Consider the following 18,872-nt stretch of genomic DNA (forward strand, 5'->3'; position numbering starts at 1 on the left):
ATCAGCCGCCAGTTACGCGCTCCTCCATCGGAACATCGATACGCGGAGCGGCGCGGAAATACGTTTCGAGCGCATCGATGTCGGTCGGCCCGGTCACGGCATCCTGCCCTGCCTTGAACACGGTGAAGCCATCTCCGCCGAGCGCGAGGAAGCCGTTCATAGCCACCCGGTAGCGCGCAGCGGGATCGAGCGGCTTGCCGCCCAGTGTGATCGCGGTGATGCGGCTGCCCACCGGAGCACGGCGGTCGACCCGGTAGGTAAAGCCGGTCGACGGCGCGAGCGCCTGGTCGGGGCCGACATCATCGAAACCCTGCTCGAGCACTGCCTTGATCTGCGCCCCGGTGAGCGTTTCGATGGTCAACGCGTTGCCGAAGGGCTGGACGAGGTAGATATCCCCGAAGGTGACCGTGCCATCTGCGGCGGGGGCAATCGCGGCGCGGATGCCGAAGGGGTTCATCAGCGCGATCTGCGCACCGGCGGACCGGCTGGCGGCGAGCTGCGCATCGGCGATCAGGTTGCCGAGCGGGCCGCCCGTGCCCTCTTCGCCCTTCACCGCCGGCCCGGAAAGCTTGCCGACCGGGCGCGTCGCATAGGCCTTCGAAGCATCGACATAGCGCTGCACGTAGGCGGCGATATCCGCGCGCGGCGAATAGAGCGGTGCCAGCGGCGAGAGGGCGACAGGCCCCTTGGCCGAGGTGAACGGCTGCGACTGCACGATCAGGTTGCGCGCGCTGCGACTGATCACGCGGTGCGCGGCGGGATCGATGGCGAGGGTGATCTCGGTCAGTTCCTTGCCATAGAGCCCCGCGCTGGTGAGCAGCACCGGGCGCGCCGGATCGCTGGTGGGCAATTCGCAGATGTAGTCTGCATGGGTGTGCCCGGAGACGATCACATCGACCGCGCCCGACAGGCGGTGCAGGATGGGCAGGATCTCGCCGTCGAAGCCTGCGCAGCCGTTGGGATCGGGGGCGGCCGCCTGCCTGCCGCCCTGATGGATCAGCACGATGATGGCGTCCGCCCCCTGCGCCTTGAGCTTGGGCACTTCGGCATTGATCGTGTCCGCCTCGTCGGCAAAGGCCACGTCCGCAATGCCCGCCGGATTGACGAGCGTGGGCGTGCCCCGCAACGTCAGACCGATCACGCCGACCTTCACCGCGCCGGCACCGCTGCCGAAGGTCCGAATCGCGCTGGCGGGAAACAGCGGCGTGCCGCCGGCCGTCAGCGTGCTGGCGGCGAGGTAGCGGAAGCGCGCCCCGGCAAACTTTTCAAGCTGGCACGGCTCGCGCGCGGTGAGCTTTTCGCAGCCGCCTGTCTGCATGCGCAGCAGTTCCCTCGTCCCCCGGTCGAACTCGTGGTTGCCGACGGCGGCATAATCGAGACCGAGGCGGCTGAGCGCTTCGATCGCGGGTTCATCGAGGAACAGCGAGGATGCGAGCGGGGACGCGCTGATGAGATCGCCCGCCGCCACGGTCATCGAATGGGCGTGGCGTGCGCGCAGCGAATCAAGCGCGGCGGCAAGCCACGCGGCGCCGCCGGCGGGGACTTGCGCGGTGCCGCCCTGCCCGTCCGGCATGCCCACGCTCTGGCGCGGGGGTTCGAGATTGCCGTGGAAGTCGTTGAAGGCGAGCACGGCAACCTCGACCGGCGCTGACGAGACTGGAACCGACGAAACTGGCACCGAAGCGAGGCTGCCCGCCGCGTGCGGCGCGGCGCAGGCGGAGAGCAGCGCCGTGAGGGCAAGAGCCCCGGCTATCGCGCTGCGATGGTGTGGATTGCCAATCTTCGTCATGCCGTACGCTTCCTTGCCCATATCAACACCAAACCGGACTCGATCAATTACCTGAAGCGGAATTGAAACCGGCGCAGGTAATCCCTAACATGGCGACTAGCCCTCTCAGGCGACAGGATTATAACATGCCGCGCGCGCAGCCCGATATTGAAGCCGGCCAGGAGCGACTGGTCGCACTCGCCTGTGCGCTCATCGAAGAGCGCGGCGGACAAGCGCTGACGATGCAGGAAGTTGCAGCGCGCGCGGGCATCTCGCCAGCTCAGGTGCTGCGCTATTTCGATAGCCGGGAGGCCTTGCTTGAGGCCGTGGCGGAATACTGGTTCCGCCCCAAGGTCGCGATCATGGAAGACGTGGTCGCCAGCGAACTGCCGGCCCGCCGCAAGATGTACGAATTCTTCGCGCGCCGCTTCGTGATGATGCGCGATGCCTACCGCGCCGATCCCGTGGCTCACGAGATGTATGTCGAGCTCGGCAACGAATACTTCGAGCAGGTGCGCAGCTACGTCGACCTTGCCGACCACTATCTCAGCATGATCATCGCCGAGGCGATGGGCGAAGGGTTCTTCCCCGGGCTCGAGATCGACATGACGCTGAGCCTGATCAACCAGATGGTCTCGCCCTATTGCAACATCGGCGTGATGGGCATCCTGATGGACCGGCTGAGCGAGGAAAAGCTGGCGCGCATCATCGATGCGGTGTTCGACGGGCTTTCGGCCCAGGACCGCGGCGCGATGGGCGTAAGCGGGCTGAGGGCAGCCTAAGCGATACACCAGTCTCCGCGCCGGCCGTGCCAATGTTCGGCAAGGCCCTCGCGCTCGAGCACCTCGCCCAGACTGCGCCCTGCGCGCAAAACCACCCGCAGCGCGCGGCCGTAGCGGTCGGTCTCACGCCCTTCGACCGCAAGCGTGAAGGGTCCAGCATTGAGCAGGTCCGTCAGCCGCCGCGTGGCCGTCTCCGCCAGCCGCGCTTCGTAGGCGCAGGACGGATGGCCGAGCTCGGGCGCGTTGATATCGGCGATGCGGATCTTGAGGCCGCGATACCAGAACGTATCGCCGTCCACGACGCAGGTGACGCGCGCCGGTCCCACGCAGCGGGCGAAGGCAGCAGTCTCGCGATCGCCGGAGGCTGCACCGGACGCGCTCGACAGCGGGAGGGTGAGGGAGAAACCTGCGATCACGGCGAGCGCGGACAGGGAGCGGGCGGAAGGAAGTTTGATCATGCCGCCTGACTGGCGGATTTTCATGCTTTGTTCTATTTCAAAAAATACTGATAGGACAGTATCTTAGGTTGCTCACTTAGCTAATTTCTGTCCGGTTCGGACTGCTTTGGCCTTTCTTAACCACGGCGGCCACAAGCTTGCCAAAGCGCCATCAACCGGACCGCCCGACCCGTGTACAAACTGCTCTTCCGCAGCCGCTGGTATGCCCTTGCCTGGGCAGTCCTCACGGCGGCCAGCGCCGTCATATTCGCGACCACAGGTGCGGGTGCATGGATCACTTCGGGCAAGCTCGAAGCGCGCGCGGCCCGGGAAGCCCGCGAGAACGAATTCCGTGCCTGGGCGGAAGATGACAAGCGCCGGATGGACGACGAGACGGGGGTTGATGCCTCAAGCCCCGAGCACGTGCGCGACGGCATGCCGCCGCGTCAGGACGCGGGCACCGCAAATGGGCAGAGCGCGCCCTTCACCCCGGGCGATGCCAACGAGGATCTCGAAGAAGATCCGGACAGCCAGTAGCTCACCGCGTCGGGACGGGAACCTCGCCGCTGTAGTCATAGAAGCCTCGGCCCGACTTGCGACCGAGCCAGCCGGCCTCGACATACTTCTGCAGCAGCGGCGCGGGGCGGTACTTCGGGTCGCCGGTCGAAGCGAGGTAGATCTTCATGATTTCGAGCAGGGTATCGAGCCCGATGAAATCCGCGAGTTCAAGCGGACCCATCGGGTGGTTGAGCCCGAGCTTCACGCCCTTGTCGATATCCTGAATCGAGCCGGTGCCGCTGCCCAGCACGAAGGCCGCTTCGTTGATGAAGGGCACGAAGATGCGGTTCACGATAAAGCCCGGCTCATCCTGCGAGAGCACGATTTCCTTGCCGATATCGGCGACGAAGCCGCGCACCGCTTCGATGGTGCTCACCGAAGTGGCAAGACCGGGGATGACTTCGACCAGCTTCATCAGCGGCACGGGATTGAAGAAGTGGATCCCGATGAAGCGCGCCGGATCGGGCGAGGAAACCGCCATGCGGGTGATCGGGATCGACGAGGTGTTGGACGCCATGATCGCGCTCGGCGCGAGGTGCTTGCCCGCCGCTTCGAAGATCTTGTGCTTGATGTCCTCACGCTCGGTCGCGGCTTCGATCACGAGATCGGCCTCGCCGAGGCGGAGGTAATCGCCAACCGGAGTGATGCGCGAAACGGTGGCGATGGCATCCTCAGCGGGAATCTTGCCGCGCTCGGCAAGCTTCATCAGCCCCTTCTCGATCTTCGTGCGCGCGGCTTCGGCCAGGCTCAGCGAGACGTCGGAAAGCAGCACGGTCTTGCCCGAGGCGGCCGCGACCTGAGCAATGCCCGAACCCATCTGACCGGCACCGATGACTGCGATTGTCTGCATGACTTGAACCCCGCGTGATTGCACTTTGGGCCGCTGCCTAGTGAGGTTTGGCGCGCGTGGGAAGCCGCAGATTTGGGAGTGCGGTCAGCGCGAGCCGCCGGGGACCCAGAGCGGATCGTTCCCGGCATTGAGCGCACGGGCGAGCACGAAGAAATAGTCCGAAAGCCGGTTGAGATAGGCGAGTGCAGCGGGGTTCACCGGCTCCGACGCGGCCAGCGCGGTGGCGGCGCGCTCGGCACGGCGGGTGATCGCGCGGGCGAGGTGGACGCGGGCCGCGCCCTCGCTGCCGCCGGGGAGGATGAAGCTTGTCAGCGGCGGGAGCTGCGCATTGAGCGCGTCAATCTCGGCTTCGAGCCGTTCGGGCTGAGCCGCCACGACACGCAGCACCATTTCGGAGGGCGTGAAATCGGCACCGCCCACATCACCCAGCGGCGTGGCCAGATCGGCGCCGAGATCGAACAGGTCGTTCTGGATGCGGTGGAGCGGAGCGGCGCGGTCTGCCTCCAGCGCGAGGGCGGCGAAACCGACCATGCTGTTGAGTTCGTCGACCTCGCCGATCGCTTCGAGCCGGAGATCGTGCTTGGGGCGGCGCGAGCCATCGACGAGGCCCGTCGTGCCTTCATCGCCGGTGCGCGTGTAGATCTTGTTGAGTTTGACCACGAGAAAAGCTGAGCCGACTCAGCGACCGCCGTGGGTGAACAGCAGCAGCACCGCGACCACAGCCACGGCGAGGCCCTGGTACTTGATGCGGTTGAACATCATCTTGTTCTGCAGCAGCTGCATTTCAGTTGCCCGCGTGCCGTCGCCTTCCAGATCAGCCTTGGTGGTGCTGAGAAAAGCGCCAATGCCGCGAAGGAGCGACCAGACCGTCAGTGCCATCAGCACAAGGATCACGGGAACAAGGAGCATCGTCATGGCGCAAGGTCTAGGCCGTCATGAAGTGAAACGCCAGTGTCAAAGCGGGTATGCCGCAGTGCATCGGCAAGCGCCCGGCCATCCTCGCCCGCGCGGCGGCGATCCCCGAGCGAAGGCGCAGCGCGGCGCTTGGCAAGCTTGCGGCCATCAGGCCCGGCAAGCAGGCCGTGATGATGCCAGCGCGGTTCTGGCAGGCCGAGCAGGACTTGCAGCAGGCGGTGGATATGCGTGGCGGCAAAGAGATCAGCGCCGCGGGTAACGACGGTCATGCCGTCCTCGGCATCATCGAGCGTGGCGGCCAGGTGGTAGCTGGCGGGCGCATCGCGGCGCCAGATCACCACATCGCCGAGCATGGCCGGGCGCGCGCTCTGGGGGCCGCGCTGTTCATCGAACCAGGTGAGCGGACCGGCCAGTTCCGCCGCCTGCTCGACATCGAGGCGCCAGACCGGATCGGGAGCGGAAAGCGGCGGATTGCGCAGGCAGGTGCCGGGGTAGATCGGCCCGTCCGGTCCGTGGAGCGTGGCGGCGGCGGCCACTTCGGCGCGGGTGCAGCGGCAGGGATAGAGCAGGCCCATCGCGCGCAAGTTGTTGGCCGCCTCGCGGTAGCTGTCGATACGGGTGGACTGGGCGGGCACTTCCTCGAACGAGAGGCCAAGCCAGGCGAGGTCGGCGCGGAATTCGTCCGCGAGGTCCGGGCGGCTGCGCGCGCCATCGATATCCTCGATCCGGAGCAGAAAGCGGCCGCCGTCTTGCGCTGCGCGATCATGCGCGACAATCGCGGCATAGGCGTGCCCCAGATGAAGCGGGCCGTTGGGGCTGGGGGCAAATCGCGTGACGGTCGGCAGGTCCATGAAGACCGTCCATAACCGTGTGGCCTGAAAACAAAAACGGCTGCCTTAAAGGGTAAGGCAGCCGTTTCGTTTGGGAAGCCCGCGCTGCGGGTTGCCGTTCACCGGGCCGGGCTCAGACGAGCGTGGCGCCGAAGAACATGCTGCTGATGCCAGCAGCCAGAACAAGCGAAAGGATCGCCGAAGTGTAGTTACGCATATTGTCCTCCTGTTTTGGAACCTTTCAGGGGACTCTCCCGTTCGTGGCGCGCCGGCAGGGTGGTGGATTGCACAGAGCGTTCGGAACGAGGGCGCAAATAGGCCTTCCCCGCCGTGCTGCAAGTGCGAACACGGCAAGTGCAGTTGCATTCCTTGCAATCAATTGCGATCTGCTACTGATGTACTGAAAAATCAGGATTTTCCGGGTTATTACCCTTTGGGGAAGCATTAATATTTCAAGACTGAAGCATTTTCTAAACCGCATGCACATCGCGCAATCGTGGCCCGCGGCTTTTTTCGCGCCTCGCTGGACAGCGGATACCGAGATCATTATCCGCCTGCCATGAGCATTCAGCCTTCAGAATCGATCCTCATCGTCGACTTCGGCAGCCAGGTCACTCAGCTGATCGCACGCCGCGTGCGCGAAGCGGGGGTCTACTCCGAAATTGCCCCCTTCACCCAGGCCGAGGCAGCGTTCCACCGGATGAAGCCGAAAGGCATTATCCTGTCGGGCTCACCCGCCAGCGTTCCGGCCGACGGCAGCCCGCGCGCGCCGCAGGTGCTGTTCGACAGCGGATTGCCGATCCTTGGCATCTGCTACGGCCAGCAGGTGATGAGCCAGCAACTCGGCGGCGAGGTCCTGCCCGGCGACTCGGGCGAATTCGGCCGCGCTTTCCTTACCGTGACCGAGCCTTGCGCGCTGTTCGACGGCCTCTGGCAACCGGGCGAGCGGCATCAGGTGTGGATGAGCCACGGCGACAAGGTGACGCAATTCGCCCCCGGCTTCCGCATCGTCGCCGTATCGGACGGCGCCCCCTTCGCGGTGATCGCGAACGAGGAAAAGAAGTACTACGGCACCCAGTTCCACCCCGAGGTGGTCCACACTCCGGACGGCGGCAAGCTCATCGCCAATTTCGTGCGCCACGTCTGCGGCTGCACCGGCGAATGGACGATGGCGGAGTTCCGCAAGACCAAGATCGCCGAAATCCGCGAACAGGTGGGCGATGCCCGCGTGATCTGCGGCCTTTCGGGCGGCGTCGATTCGGCGGTGGCGGCGGTGCTGATCCACGAGGCGATCGGCGACCAGCTCACTTGCGTCTTCGTCGATCACGGCCTGATGCGCATGGGCGAGGCCGAGCAGGTCGTCAGCCTGTTCCGCGGCCACTACAACATCCCGCTGGTCCACAAGGACGTCTCGGCGCTGTTCCTCGGCGGCCTTGCCGGGGTGACCGACCCTGAGGCCAAGCGCAAGTTCATCGGCAAGACCTTCATCGACGTGTTCGAGGCCGAGGCCAAGCAGGTCGGCGGCGCGGATTTCCTTGCGCAGGGCACGCTCTATCCGGACGTGATCGAGAGCGTCTCGTTCACTGGCGGTCCCTCCGTCACGATCAAGAGCCACCACAACGTGGGCGGGTTGCCCGACCGCATGAACATGAAGCTCGTCGAACCGCTGCGCGAGCTCTTCAAGGACGAAGTCCGCGCGCTGGGCCGCGAACTCGGCCTGCCGGATGTGTTCGTCGGCCGCCACCCCTTCCCCGGCCCCGGCCTTGCCATCCGCATCCCCGGCGAAGTGACGCGCGAGAAGTGCGACATCCTCAGGAAGGCCGACGCGATCTACCTCGAAGAGATCCGCAACGCGGGGTTATACGATGCGATCTGGCAGGCCTTCGCGGTGCTGCTGCCGGTGCGCACCGTTGGCGTGATGGGCGATTTCCGTACATATGACGCGGTCTGCGCGCTGCGCGCCGTCACCTCGACCGACGGCATGACCGCCGACATCTACCCCTTCGACGCCGGGTTCCTGAGCCGCGTGGCAACGCGCATCGTCAACGAGGTGAAGGGCATCAACCGCGTGGTCTATGACTACACCTCGAAGCCGCCCGGCACGATTGAGTGGGAGTAAGCGCACCCCCGGCTAGCCGGTGATCCGCACCCGCATGAACAGCATGAAGCTCGTCGGGCTGGAGCCGTAGGCGGGCTGGATCGCTTCGGGCAACGCATACTTGCTGACCAGCCCGCCGAGATCGAACGCCACTTTGCCGATCGGCAGCGAGTGATAGCCGCCGAGGCTGAACTTGCTGACGTTGAACACCTGGCCCGCCAGCGGATTGCCTTCCGCCTCATCGCCGAACAGCTCGTCCTTGTCGACGTTCTCGGCCCTTCCGAACAGCGTCCAACGGCCCAGTTGCAGCGCGCTGTCGAGCAGGAAAGCATCGGCGGGGTGGGCATGATCTCCGCCGAGATGGGTGTTGCGGCCCCACGCCAGCGTGGACTGCCAGTTGCGCCCGGGCCCGAGCGCACGGTTCCAGGTGATCGAGGCCGTGGTGCGGCGCACGTTCTCGTCCGGGTGCAGACCTTCGGGGCTCTTGAGGAAGCCATGGCTGACTTGCATCGAAAGGTCTGCCGTGGGGTTCCACGTGGCGCGCACGGACCAGCTGTCGAAGCGCGGCCGCTCGAAATCCCAGCGGTTGGCATCGGGTTCCCGCCCGGTAAACACCGAGCCTTCAAGCTTCACCCCGCGATAGACGAGGCCCGCGGTCGCGACACCGAACGTCACGTGCGTGCTGTCGAGCCAGTGGTGCGAGATCGGCGCTTCGGGGTTCGCCATGCCGGGGAAGCGGTGCATGAAGGTGGCGGGGCCGAGCGCGGGTTCGCCGGGCAATCCGAAGTAGACGAAGCCGGACAACTGGTCGGTGATCGGGTGGCTGTAGGTGGCCGAGAGCTCCATGAACGCATCATGCGGATGCTGCCGGTCGATCAGTTTGGTCACACCGTCCGCGCTTTCACCGCTCGCCAGCAGCAGCGGATAGCCGCGCTTGCCCATCAGCGGATCGAGACTGACCATTCCTTTCAGCGATAGCGTGCCCCCACCAAGCGGGCGCTGCGCCATGCCCATGAGCATCGAAGTCGAGAAGGTCTTGGTATCGCCGCGCGGCCCGCCCTGGTTGTCGTGGATGAGCGTAGCGAAGCCGTGGACCATGGTGGACCAATCGCCAGCCCTGCCCATGATCGCCCACATCGGCGCGCTATCGGGCTGCCAAGCCGTGCCGGAGGCATCGCGCATCATGCTGTAGGGGCCGAGTGCGCCCACCATGCCTTTCATGTCCATGCTCTTCATGTCCATGCCGTGCATGCTGTGGCCCATGGCAGCGTGATCGACCGGGGGCGCAGCGGGTGCTTCAGCTTCAGCCGGGGGCATGGAGTGCGCTTGGTGGTCCATGCCAGGCATGGGGTGCGCTTGGTGGTCCATGCCAGGCATGGACTGGGCCGCAGCGGCGAGCGGCATGGCCAGCGCCGTCGTGGCAAAAAGGGTCCTGATCATCGGGGTTCCTGAAAAGGGCTGCATGCTTGTGGTTCATCGAACCCCGGCCCATATAGCCTCCGTACCATAGTACGGAGTCAACCCATACCGGTGATGACAATTGCAAAGCTCGCCAGCGAGGGCGGCGTCGGAGTGGAAACAGTGCGCTACTACCAGCGCCGCGGCCTTATGCCCGAGCCCGAGCGGCCGTCCGGCACAAGCGCGAACGGGCGGGTGCGCCGCTATGGTTCGGACGATGTGCGCCGCCTGCGCTTCATCAAGGCGGCGCAGGGTGCAGGCTTCACGCTGGAAGAAATCGGCCAGCTGCTTTCGCTCGATGCGACGGACGATCGCGCGCGGGCGCGCGAACTGGCGCGGGCCCGCGTCAACGCGCTCGACGAACGGATCCGGGCACTGCAAGCCGCACGCGACGCGTTGAGCCGGCTGGCGCAGGTTTGTGAGCAAGGGTCGACGCGGCTTTGCCCGATCCTGACCGCGTTCGAACCCTGAACGCCGGACGAAGCGGCGCCGAGACGCGGATCAGGCCGCGAGCTTCTGCGCCGGCCTGGCCTGCCAGCGGCGCGGGCTGCGGACGGGATTGGCATGGCGATCTGCTGCGGTCGTGGCGATTTCGTCGATGCCCATGAAGCGCAGCTGGGTTTCGATGCAGTGCACCTGATGATCCGTCATCGCCTCGTTGTGCCAGGACCCGGTCCGGGCGGCGAGCACGATCGCCTTCTTGCCGGACAGCAAGCCGCTCGGCCCTTGCGCGGTGTAGCGGAACGTGCGGTCAGCCCGGATGACGTGGCTGAACCAGGCCTGCAATTCAGGATTGAGCCCCATGGCATAGATCGGCGCGCCATTGCTCTTGCTGCCATTGGCGCGCCGATACCACTGGACCAGCGCGGGCGGCACCGGATGGTGACCGATCGGCGCACCGATCACCACCAGATCGGCAGCTACCAGCTCTTGCACCAATTCATCCGACAGGTCGCCGGCGGCACCATGCGGCGCAAGCCCGGTGAGATCGCGCTCCGTCACCAGAAGATCGGGCACGGCCCCGGCGACACGGCCCAGCATGGCGGTGATGTGTTCATGGATCCACGCCTTGTTCGGCGCGGCGGCCGGATAGAGAGCAAGCACATTCATCGAGAGTCGGTTTTCCGGCAGGCGTGAGAGGCGAAAAGGAACTGAAACGAAAGATTTTCCCCAAGACTCCGCAGCAGATGCAGGTTGATTTGCCCAGCCGGAAAGATGCCGGTTTGATGACAAGTGCCGATCGGATGGTGCCAGAATGGCCACAAAAACGCCCGGCCGGCTGCGCACCGACCGGGCTCATGCCAAGTCCCGAAAAGATGGCGCTTGATCAGCGCCGGGACTGGGCCATTTTCCAGATCGGATTGTCCGGCCGGGGAAGGTCGCGGTACATCACCGAGGCGCTGTTCCAGAGCACCAGATCGCCGGGCTGCCAGGTGTGGCGATAGACGAATGCCGGCTGCGTGACCCACTTGCGCAAGTCACCGAGGAAAGCCTCGCTTTGCGTGAACTCCACGTCTGCGATCTGGATCGCGGTATCGTCGATGAGCAGGCCGTGGCGGCCACCGGGCAAGCGCTGGACGAGCGGAAGCTCAGCGCTTTGCCGCGCCATCCACTGCATCAGGGCTTCGTGGCGCGGCTCGCGCTCGTGATAGAGCCGGTCATGCCAGAAACCATGCAACACGCGCAGCGATGCCAGTTCGCGCTGCTCGGCCGGCGCAAGGCCATCCCAGGCGGCGGCGGTGCAGGCAAATTCGGTCGGCGTGGCAATGCTGCCCTCGCCGGAGATCGCCATGATCGAAACCCCGCCGGGCGCGCGCGCCATCACATGGTCGTTTTCCCACACGCGGCTGTTCTGGAGATATTCGGCGAGCGCGGAAACCTGGCGATCGCCCACGATGAGGGAATCCTCCGGCACCGGCAGACGTGTGGGCGCCAGCGGGCCGTGGAGCGTGGCTTCCAGCCGTTCGGCAAAGGAACGCAGCGGACGCACCGGACAGAACGCTTGCCGGACGACGATGACCTCCCTGTCCTCCAGTCGCGTGAGCAGCCAGTCCCGGTCTCCGATCAGAAGATCGGCCAGGCCGTGGCGATCGAGAGTCATGACAGCTTCACCAAGACCTGCACTCGAATGCAGCCCTGCATCATCCCTGACCATAGTAAGTAGACCTCCTATGGGAAGAGATGGGATTTATTTACCATAGTTCCAAGGGTAATTATTTTATTATTATTTTGATCTGGATCAATGTTAACTTAGAGCTAATTTGTAATTATAGTTGGGGGCTGTGTCAGAAACCTGAGATGAATGCTGCCTGCCCGATCTGCCGCGCTGCCGTCAGGCATGGTCGAACCGGTCGCGCATCGCCCGGTCGATCAACTGGCGCAGCACCGGATTGGGAAAGCGCCGGCGGGTTGTAACGGCGAGGAACGTCTCGGCAATGCCGGGCAACCCCTCGGCTTCCACCAGCGTGCCGGTACCCAGCTCATCGCGCACGACAATGGCGGGGAGGACGCCCAGCGCATGCCCTTCGCGCACCATCAGTCGCATCATCGCCATGTCGTCTACTTCGGCCGCGATCTGCGGCCTCAGATCGAGCCGGTCGACCAGCGCATCGAAACCGCCGCGCACGCCGCTGCCAGCGATCGGCAAAATCACCGGGTGCATCCGCAACAGGTCCGCCACCGCGCGCGTCTCGCCCAGCAGCGCGGGCGTGCCGATCAGGCTGACCGGCTGTTCCGACAACCTCTGGACGATGAAGGGGGTCAAGGCATCGCTCGCAGGCGTCTGGTTGGTGAGCACCACGTCGAGGGCGAGGGATTCCAGCGCACCGAGCAATTCGCCCTGGCTGCCCGATCGCAGCACGACCTCGATATCGGTCCGCGCGAGCAGGGGTTCCACGAAGCTGATCTGAAAATTGCGCGAAAGCGTGGCCAGTGCGCCGATCCGCACCGCCTGCCGCGCATTGCCGGTCTCCTTGAGCGTGCCGAGCAGTTCCTCGCCGGTGGCGAAGATCGCCTCGGCATGATCGAGCGTGATCCGGCCTGCCTCGGTGAGGTGGAGCGCACGACCGCGTCGCTCGAACAGCGCATGGCCAAGCCGGTCTTCCAGTTTGCGGATCTGCACCGAGAGCGCGGACTGCGAGACATTGAGCCGCTCCGCCGTGCGCGAAAGGTTGCCATCCTGCGCGACGGCCCAGAAATAGCGAAGGTGGTTGTAATTGAGATCGGCCATATCGTTCACTTAAAGCGAACGATATCAGCTAAACAATGAATTTTTTGCTGATCCGCAGTTTCGCTAGGAGCGGGGCAACTTCGAAAGCCCCTCCTGCGGAGCGCCGATCATGCCACTTTCTCTTCTGGTCCTTGCCCCACCCGCCCTGCTGCTGATCGCTGCCGCGCTCGGCTTCGCGCAGCCCGGCCGCATCGCGCGCGGCCCGCTGGCCCTGATCGAGCTGCTTGCGCTGCTTGCGGTGGCGATGGCCGGGGGCGCGATGGCAGCACTGGCAATCGGCGGTGCCACCACCCTGACCCTTGCCGCTGCCGGCCCTGCCCTGCCGCTGCTGGCCTTCCGGCTCGATCTCATCAGCGCCACGATGCTGCTCCTCGTCAGCTTCGTCGGCTGGATCGTGGTGCGCTATGCCCGCGTCTACCTCGATGGCGAGACGCGCCACGGCGTGTTCATGGCCTGGCTGGCAACGACGCTGGTGATGGTCATGCTGCTGGTGACGGCGGGCTCGCTCGTCCAGTTGCTGGCAGCATGGATCGCGACCAGCCTCGCGCTGCACAAGCTGCTGCTGTTCTATCCCGAACGGGTCGCCGCGCAGCGCGCCGCGCGCAAGAAGTTCGTGACCGCCCGCGCCGGTGACGCCGCGCTGCTGGGCGCCGCACTGCTGCTCTCCAGCGCCTATGGCACAACCGACCTGCATGTGATCCTTGCCGCTGCGCAAGCCGGGATGGGCGGCTACGCAGCGATGGCCGCCGCCGGGCTCCTCGCGATTTCCGCGCTGCTCAAGTCCGCCCAGTTCCCACTGCACGGCTGGCTGACCGAAGTGATGGAAGCGCCCACCCCGGTTTCCGCGCTGCTCCATGCCGGCGTGATCAACGCGGGCGGGTTCCTGCTCATCCGCTTTGCCGATGTCATGCTGCTTGCCCCCGGCGTGCTGGCGGTGCTGGTCATGATCGGCGGGTTTACCGCGCTGTTCGGCGGACTGGTCATGCTCACCCAGCCGGCGATCAAGACCTCGCTCGCCTGGTCGACTGTCGGCCAGATGGGCTTCATGATCATGCAGTGCGGCCTCGCGCTGTTCCCGCTCGCGCTGCTGCACATCGTGCTCCACTCGCTCTACAAGGCGCATGCCTTCCTCGCCTCGGGCGGTGCAGTTGAACAGATCGCGGCGGCACGGCGGCCCGGGCCGGTGGCGATCCCCCGTCCCGCTGCGGTTGGCCGTGCGTTCCTTGCGGCGCTGGCGATCTACGCGCTGATGACCTTCGCCTTCGATGCCATCCCGGGCTTCCACCACAAGTCGCCGCAGGCGGTTGCACTAGGCGCGATCCTCATCTTCGGCGTTGCCTACCTCTTCGCCCAGGGCCTGGCTGACAGCGCTCCGCGCGCACTGACCCGCAAGATGGCGGTTTACGCGGTGGCGGCCTCGATCGGCTACTTCGCGCTCCATGGCCTCGCGCTCTGGCTCACCGCCGGCACGCTGCCCGCCACCCCGGCGCCGGGTCCGCTCGAATGGACCCTGATGGTGCTCGCGGTGCTGAGCTTCGGCCTCGTCGCGGTGGCGCAGTCGATGTTCCCGCTCTGGGCTTATCACCCGGCGGCTGCAGGCCTGCGGGTCCACCTCTCCAACGGCCTCTACGCCAACGCCCTGTTCGACCGGATGCTTGGCGGCTGGACCCTCAAGCGGCCCGCCTGACCCCTCCACACGTCTCCTGAAGGATCACTCCCATGCTCATGATCCCCACCGATAACAGCCAGACCCTCGCGCAGCTCAAGGTCGCCGCCGATGGCGCGGCCCGTGCGATCCCGCCGGTCTGGCCGCTGGCCTCCAGCGTCGCGGTCAATCCCTACCTCGGCCAGACGGGCCTGACGCTTGCCGAAACCGCCGCACTTATGGCGCGGGTTTCGGGCACCCCCGTCACCATGCCGCGCCAATGGTACCGCGACCGGATCGCCACCGGCGCGATCACCGAGGCCGATCTTGCCGCGGCGCTCGCCGCTTCACCCCATGCCGGCAAGCCCAGTTCGCTTGCCGCGTTGCTGGCTGCGATCGCGCATGACCCGGCACCGATCAAGGCCGTGCCGACGGTCGCCGATCTGGCCGCAAAGGCTTCGGGTATCGACTGGCCCGGCGTGATCGCCGAGCGCTTCGGCGCCTGGGCGGGTGGATACTTCGATCAAGGACAGGCGCTGTGGGCCGCCCCGCGCGGCAAGGGCGCCTATGCCGCGTGGCAGGCTGTCGCCTCGCACGACTTGACGCCTGAGATTGCCGGGCTTACCGGCTTCGGCAGCTTCGTGGCCGATGCGCCCGAGCGCGCGGCAGAAGCGCTGGCGAGCGCCGTTTCCGGGCTCGAGCTGCCGCCTGCAGCGCTCGAAACCTACTTCCACAGCCTGCTCGTCACGCTTGGCGGCTGGGCCCATGTCGCGCGCTACGAGCTGTGGCAGGCCGAACTTGCCGGCAAGAGCGACGAGACGATCACCGACTTCCTCACCATCCGCCTGCTGTGGGAGCAGGCCTTGCTGAACTGCTATAGCGCCGAGATCGGCCGAGGCTGGCAGGCGACGCTTGCCGCGCACGAGGAACCGGTCGCGCCGAATGCCGACCAGATCATCGACGCGATCCTGCAGGAAGCCGCGGAGCGCGCCGGACAGTCCGCCCTTGCGGAGACGCTCAGCCAGAAGCTCCTTCGCAACGAGCGTCAGCCGCCGGTGCTGCAGGCCGCTTTCTGCATCGACGTGCGCTCCGAAGTGTTCCGCCGCGCCCTGGAATCGGTCGACCGGCGGGTCCAGACTTTGGGCTTTGCCGGGTTCTTCGGCCTCACTGCCTCGCACCAGCGCTATGCCTCGGACGTGGCCGAACACCGCCTGCCCGTGCTGCTCAATGCGGGGCTTACCAGCCGCACCAGCGGCGCCAAGGGCGATGGGGACGCGACTCAGGCCCGCCATTCCGCACGCGCGGAGCGGGCCTGGGGCCGCTTCAAGCTGGCAGCCGTGTCCTCGTTCGCCTTTGTCGAGGCGGCAGGGCCGATCTACATCGGCAAGCTGCTGAAGGATGCGCTGGGCCTCAAGGCCAACCCGGTGCCGCGCGATCCCAAGCCCTTTGCCGATCCCGCGCCCGATGCTTCGACCCGCGTGGGTATGGCGGCCTCGATCCTCGGCGCGATGTCGCTCACCACCGAGTTCGCGCCGCTGGTCCTGCTGGCTGGCCACGGTGCCAATGTCGTCAACAACCCGCATGCGAGCGGGCTCCACTGCGGTGCCTGCGGCGGTTATTCGGGCGAAGTGAACGCGCGGCTGCTGGCCGGGCTGCTCAATGATCCCGAGGTGCGCGCAGGCCTGATCGACAAAGGTATCGTGATCCCGCAGTCCACGCTGTTCGTCGCAGCGCTGCACGATACGACGACCGACGCGGTGACGCTCTACACCGAGGACCAGCCGATCGATGCGCACCGCGAGGCGATTGCGCAGGCCCAGCAGTGGCTGGCAGCGGCCGCCGTGCTCACCCGCAGCGAACGCGCGCTGCGCCTGCCGCGCGCCACCGGCGATGCCAGCGTGATCAAGCGCAGCCGCGACTGGTCGGAAACGCGGGCCGAATGGGCGCTCGCTGGCTGCAAGGCCTTCATCGCCGCACCGCGCGCACGCACAGCGGGCCGCAGCCTCGAAGGCCGCGCGTTCCTGCATGACTACGTCTGGCGGCGAGACGAAGGCTTCGGCGTGCTGGAACTGATCATGACCGCGCCGGTCGTCGTCGCGAGCTGGATCAGCCTTCAGTACTATGGCTCGAGCGTGGCGCCACAGTTGTTCGGGGGCGGCAACAAGCTGCTCCACAACGTGGTCGGCGGGATCGGCGTGATCGAGGGCAACGGCGGGCCGCTGCGCGCCGGTCTGCCATGGCAATCGGTGCATGATGGGCACAAGCTGATGCACGAGCCGCTGCGCCTCTCGGTCTGCATCGAGGCCCCGCGCGAGGCGATGACCGCAGTGCTCGAAAAACACGCCGGGGTGCGCGCGCTGTTCGACAACAAGTGGCTGCACCTCTTCGCGATCGACGATGAGGGGCGGATGGCCTGGCGCTATGCCGGCGATCTCCGCTGGGAGCCCACGCTGGAGGCATTCCCTGCTCCGGCAGCCACGGAAATGGCGATCTGAGCCATGGCTGACACGCCGCCGCCCCGGGGCGCAGATTGCAACGGGGCGCGGGCCGTGCTGGCGACGATGCACGGCAAGGAGCGGGCGATTGCCCCCCTTGCCGCGCGTTTCCTGGGTCTGGACCTGCGTGTGGCCGAAGGTCTGGACACTGATGCTTTCGGCACTTTCAGCCGCGAGATTGGCCGCGTTGGCACCCCGCGCAAGGCTGCGCAGGCAAAGATCGCCGCGGCCTTCGCGCTGGCGCCTGATGCGCGCATCGGGCTGGCCAGCGAGGGCAGCTTCGGTCCGCATCCCAGCGTGCCGTTCTGCGCGCTGAACCGCGAACTTGTCCTGTTGGTAGACCGGGAGACCGGGCTGGAACTGGTCGGCCACCATGCGGCGATGGACACCAATTTCGCGCATGCGGTGGTGACGAACCCTTCGGCAGGCATCGACTTTGCTGCAAAAGCGGGCTTTCCCGCGCACGGCGTGATCGTGATGGGGGTGCTGGACGGCCAGCCCGCGCCGCACCTCGCTCTGTTCAAGGGGATCGATTCCGAGGCAGAGCTGATTGCGGTGATTGACCGGACCATCGCTCTGACCGGCGCCGCGCATATCGAGACCGACATGCGTGCCCACCGCAATCCACGCCGCATGCGCGCAATCGAGCGGGCCATGATCGACCTTGTCCGCCGCGCGCGCAGCCGCTGCCCCGCCTGCACGCGGCCCGGCTTTGCGAAGACCGGGCGAATTCACGGTCTGCCTTGCGCGTGGTGCGCGAGCCCCACGCATCTCACCCGCGCCGAAATCTGGACCTGCGAGGGCTGCGGCCACCGCGAAGAACGCCCAGTGGCCAAAGCGAGCGCAGATCCGATGCACTGCGAGGAATGCAATCCCTAGGGTTAGACCTTAGGGTCAGGCCTTAGGCGGCGAGCTTGTCGAACCCGGTCGGCGTCACGTCCTCGCCGAAGCGATAGGCCGAGGCGGTGATGCCCCCGCGCAGGTCGTTCTCCGAATAGATGCACACACCCGGGTCTGCGCCCGCCGCACCGACCGCGACCATCAGCGGGATCAGGTGATCCTCGCGCGGATGAGCCACGCGGGCGGCTGGGGCCTGATCCCAGCGGAGCAGCGCGGCGGCGCGGGCGGCGGGGTCCGGATCGAGCAGGCTGTGGCGCAACCAGCCGTCGAATTGCCGCGAGGGCTCGGCCGCGCGCGCATCGAACATGCGCAAGTTGTGGTAGGACAGGCCTGAGCCCATGATCACCACGCCTTCATCGCGCAGCGGCGCAAGCGCACGGCCGAGCGCCAGATGCGCGGCGGGATCGTAGCCGAGCTTCATCGAGAGGCTGACGACGGGCAGGTCCGCCTCAGGGCGGATCGGCTGCATCATCGAGAACGTGCCGTGATCGAACCCGCGCGCGGGATCATCGCCGACCGTGATCCCTGCCGCTGCCGCCAGTTCGCGCACCCGCGCCGCCAGCGCTGGATCGCCCGGTGCAGGGTAGCTGATGTGGTAGGTGTGTTCGGGAAAGCCGTAGTAGTCATAGACCATGCCCGGCTGCGCGGCGCTGGATACGGTAAACTCGGGCTCCTCCCAGTGTCCGGACACCGCGAGCACCGCGCGGGGTGCTTCGGGCAGCTGCGCGAGCAGCGCCTTCAGCGAGGCCTCCAACCAGGCGAAACCGTCGCGAAACGGACCATCGAGCCAGGGCCAGGGGCCGCCGCCATGCGAGAGGAAGAACACGGGCTGTTTCATGCTCTCCATTTAGGCGGGCTTGGACAAGCGCAACAGATGCAAGTTTTCCGGCCGACCGTTCGAAAGAAT

General features: G+C 66.2%; 18 protein-coding genes. 7 read left to right on the forward strand and 11 right to left on the reverse strand.

Annotated features, from left to right (window positions below):
• Position 1 precedes the first annotated feature (1 nt).
• A complete protein-coding gene (locus Q0071_RS04915) occupies positions 2–1,789 on the reverse strand; it encodes a bifunctional metallophosphatase/5'-nucleotidase (protein WP_298165923.1) in 1,788 nt (595 codons plus the stop codon).
• 125 nt (positions 1,790–1,914) lie between these two features.
• On the opposite strand from Q0071_RS04915, the gene Q0071_RS04920 reads away from it, so the two are divergent.
• Positions 1,915–2,550, forward strand: coding sequence for a TetR/AcrR family transcriptional regulator (locus Q0071_RS04920; RefSeq protein ID WP_298165925.1), 636 nt, complete (start codon positions 1,915–1,917; stop codon positions 2,548–2,550).
• Here the strand turns inward: Q0071_RS04920 and Q0071_RS04925 are convergent.
• Positions 2,547–3,008, reverse strand: a complete 462-nt coding sequence (locus Q0071_RS04925; RefSeq protein WP_298165927.1) for a thermonuclease family protein — start codon at positions 3,006–3,008, stop codon at positions 2,547–2,549. The two genes, Q0071_RS04920 and Q0071_RS04925, sit on opposite strands and share 4 nt — an antisense overlap.
• A gap of 171 nt (positions 3,009–3,179) precedes the next feature.
• Here Q0071_RS04925 and Q0071_RS04930 point away from each other — a divergent pair, with 171 nt between their 5' ends.
• Positions 3,180–3,524: a hypothetical protein gene (locus Q0071_RS04930; RefSeq protein WP_298165929.1), complete on the forward strand. Its 345-nt coding sequence runs from the start codon at positions 3,180–3,182 to the stop codon at positions 3,522–3,524.
• A gap of 1 nt (position 3,525) precedes the next feature.
• Here the strand turns inward: Q0071_RS04930 and Q0071_RS04935 are convergent, their stop codons facing one another.
• The 4 genes from Q0071_RS04935 to gluQRS all read right to left on the reverse strand — a co-directional run bounded on the left by Q0071_RS04935 (position 3,526) and on the right by gluQRS (position 6,161).
• Complete coding sequence (locus tag Q0071_RS04935) at positions 3,526–4,395, reverse strand: 3-hydroxyacyl-CoA dehydrogenase NAD-binding domain-containing protein (protein WP_298165932.1); 870 nt, start codon at positions 4,393–4,395, stop codon at positions 3,526–3,528.
• Between the two features lie 84 nt (positions 4,396–4,479).
• A complete protein-coding gene (locus Q0071_RS04940) occupies positions 4,480–5,055 on the reverse strand; it encodes a cob(I)yrinic acid a,c-diamide adenosyltransferase (RefSeq protein WP_298165934.1) in 576 nt (191 codons plus the stop codon).
• 18 nt (positions 5,056–5,073) lie between these two features.
• On the reverse strand, positions 5,074–5,310 hold the full coding sequence (locus tag Q0071_RS04945) for an HIG1 domain-containing protein (RefSeq protein WP_298165936.1): 237 nt from the start codon (positions 5,308–5,310) through the stop codon (positions 5,074–5,076).
• Positions 5,307–6,161, reverse strand: coding sequence for a tRNA glutamyl-Q(34) synthetase GluQRS (gene gluQRS, locus Q0071_RS04950; RefSeq protein ID WP_298165938.1), 855 nt, complete (start codon positions 6,159–6,161; stop codon positions 5,307–5,309). Before gluQRS ends, Q0071_RS04945 begins: the two co-directional genes overlap by 4 nt.
• A 538-nt stretch (positions 6,162–6,699) precedes the next feature.
• On the opposite strand from gluQRS, the gene guaA reads away from it, so the two are divergent.
• Complete coding sequence (gene guaA, locus Q0071_RS04955) at positions 6,700–8,259, forward strand: glutamine-hydrolyzing GMP synthase (protein WP_298165940.1); 1,560 nt, start codon at positions 6,700–6,702, stop codon at positions 8,257–8,259.
• Positions 8,260–8,271: 12 nt separating this feature from the next.
• Here guaA and Q0071_RS04960 read toward each other — a convergent pair whose 3' ends face one another.
• Positions 8,272–9,678: a hypothetical protein gene (locus Q0071_RS04960; RefSeq protein WP_298165942.1), complete on the reverse strand. Its 1,407-nt coding sequence runs from the start codon at positions 9,676–9,678 to the stop codon at positions 8,272–8,274.
• A gap of 93 nt (positions 9,679–9,771) precedes the next feature.
• Here Q0071_RS04960 and Q0071_RS04965 point away from each other — a divergent pair, with 93 nt between their 5' ends.
• On the forward strand, positions 9,772–10,167 hold the full coding sequence (locus tag Q0071_RS04965; protein WP_298166069.1) for a MerR family DNA-binding protein: 396 nt from the start codon (positions 9,772–9,774) through the stop codon (positions 10,165–10,167).
• Between the two features lie 30 nt (positions 10,168–10,197).
• Here Q0071_RS04965 and Q0071_RS04970 read toward each other — a convergent pair whose 3' ends face one another.
• The 3 genes from Q0071_RS04970 to Q0071_RS04980 all read right to left on the reverse strand — a co-directional run bounded on the left by Q0071_RS04970 (position 10,198) and on the right by Q0071_RS04980 (position 12,925).
• On the reverse strand, positions 10,198–10,806 hold the full coding sequence (locus tag Q0071_RS04970) for an NAD(P)H-dependent oxidoreductase (protein ID WP_298165944.1): 609 nt from the start codon (positions 10,804–10,806) through the stop codon (positions 10,198–10,200).
• 217 nt (positions 10,807–11,023) lie between these two features.
• Positions 11,024–11,797, reverse strand: coding sequence for a TauD/TfdA family dioxygenase (locus Q0071_RS04975; RefSeq protein ID WP_298165946.1), 774 nt, complete (start codon positions 11,795–11,797; stop codon positions 11,024–11,026).
• Positions 11,798–12,028: 231 nt separating this feature from the next.
• Complete coding sequence (locus Q0071_RS04980) at positions 12,029–12,925, reverse strand: LysR family transcriptional regulator (RefSeq protein ID WP_298165947.1); 897 nt, start codon at positions 12,923–12,925, stop codon at positions 12,029–12,031.
• Positions 12,926–13,034: 109 nt separating this feature from the next.
• Between Q0071_RS04980 and Q0071_RS04985 the strand changes: the two genes are divergently transcribed.
• From Q0071_RS04985 to Q0071_RS04995, 3 genes are read left to right on the forward strand one after another with little or no spacing between them, the layout of a single operon-like run.
• On the forward strand, positions 13,035–14,612 hold the full coding sequence (locus tag Q0071_RS04985) for a proton-conducting transporter membrane subunit (RefSeq protein WP_298165949.1): 1,578 nt from the start codon (positions 13,035–13,037) through the stop codon (positions 14,610–14,612).
• Between the two features lie 32 nt (positions 14,613–14,644).
• Positions 14,645–17,065: a YbcC family protein gene (locus tag Q0071_RS04990; RefSeq protein WP_298165951.1), complete on the forward strand. Its 2,421-nt coding sequence runs from the start codon at positions 14,645–14,647 to the stop codon at positions 17,063–17,065.
• 3 nt (positions 17,066–17,068) lie between these two features.
• The gene (locus Q0071_RS04995) at positions 17,069–17,944 is read left to right on the forward strand and encodes a DUF6671 family protein (RefSeq protein WP_298165953.1); all 876 of its coding nucleotides are present in this window, start codon (positions 17,069–17,071) and stop codon (positions 17,942–17,944) included.
• Positions 17,945–17,966: 22 nt separating this feature from the next.
• Here the strand turns inward: Q0071_RS04995 and Q0071_RS05000 are convergent, their stop codons facing one another.
• Positions 17,967–18,803, reverse strand: a complete 837-nt coding sequence (locus Q0071_RS05000) for a class III extradiol ring-cleavage dioxygenase (RefSeq protein ID WP_298165955.1) — start codon at positions 18,801–18,803, stop codon at positions 17,967–17,969.
• Positions 18,804–18,872: the final 69 nt, after the last annotated feature.

Source organism: Novosphingobium sp., assembly GCF_027486195.1.
Lineage (GTDB): Bacteria > Pseudomonadota > Alphaproteobacteria > Sphingomonadales > Sphingomonadaceae > Novosphingobium.

What these genes read in the sequence shown, in the direction of transcription:
- Q0071_RS04980 (WP_298165947.1), bottom strand. Translation starts at nt 12,925, where the DNA reads ATGGCCGATCTCAATTACAACCACCTTCGCTATTTCTGGGCCGTCGCG.
- Q0071_RS04995 (WP_298165953.1), top strand. Translation starts at nt 17,069, where the DNA reads ATGGCTGACACGCCGCCGCCCCGGGGCGCAGATTGCAACGGGGCGCGG.
- guaA (WP_298165940.1), top strand. Translation starts at nt 6,700, where the DNA reads ATGAGCATTCAGCCTTCAGAATCGATCCTCATCGTCGACTTCGGCAGC.
- Q0071_RS04935 (WP_298165932.1), bottom strand. Translation starts at nt 4,395, where the DNA reads ATGCAGACAATCGCAGTCATCGGTGCCGGTCAGATGGGTTCGGGCATT.
- Q0071_RS04960 (WP_298165942.1), bottom strand. Translation starts at nt 9,678, where the DNA reads ATGATCAGGACCCTTTTTGCCACGACGGCGCTGGCCATGCCGCTCGCC.
- Q0071_RS05000 (WP_298165955.1), bottom strand. Translation starts at nt 18,803, where the DNA reads ATGAAACAGCCCGTGTTCTTCCTCTCGCATGGCGGCGGCCCCTGGCCC.
- Q0071_RS04990 (WP_298165951.1), top strand. Translation starts at nt 14,645, where the DNA reads ATGCTCATGATCCCCACCGATAACAGCCAGACCCTCGCGCAGCTCAAG.
- Q0071_RS04920 (WP_298165925.1), top strand. Translation starts at nt 1,915, where the DNA reads ATGCCGCGCGCGCAGCCCGATATTGAAGCCGGCCAGGAGCGACTGGTC.
- Q0071_RS04975 (WP_298165946.1), bottom strand. Translation starts at nt 11,797, where the DNA reads ATGACTCTCGATCGCCACGGCCTGGCCGATCTTCTGATCGGAGACCGG.
- Q0071_RS04965 (WP_298166069.1), top strand. Translation starts at nt 9,772, where the DNA reads ATGACAATTGCAAAGCTCGCCAGCGAGGGCGGCGTCGGAGTGGAAACA.
- Q0071_RS04915 (WP_298165923.1), bottom strand. Translation starts at nt 1,789, where the DNA reads ATGACGAAGATTGGCAATCCACACCATCGCAGCGCGATAGCCGGGGCT.
- Q0071_RS04985 (WP_298165949.1), top strand. Translation starts at nt 13,035, where the DNA reads ATGCCACTTTCTCTTCTGGTCCTTGCCCCACCCGCCCTGCTGCTGATC.
- gluQRS (WP_298165938.1), bottom strand. Translation starts at nt 6,161, where the DNA reads ATGGACCTGCCGACCGTCACGCGATTTGCCCCCAGCCCCAACGGCCCG.
- Q0071_RS04970 (WP_298165944.1), bottom strand. Translation starts at nt 10,806, where the DNA reads ATGAATGTGCTTGCTCTCTATCCGGCCGCCGCGCCGAACAAGGCGTGG.
- Q0071_RS04945 (WP_298165936.1), bottom strand. Translation starts at nt 5,310, where the DNA reads ATGACGATGCTCCTTGTTCCCGTGATCCTTGTGCTGATGGCACTGACG.
- Q0071_RS04925 (WP_298165927.1), bottom strand. Translation starts at nt 3,008, where the DNA reads ATGATCAAACTTCCTTCCGCCCGCTCCCTGTCCGCGCTCGCCGTGATC.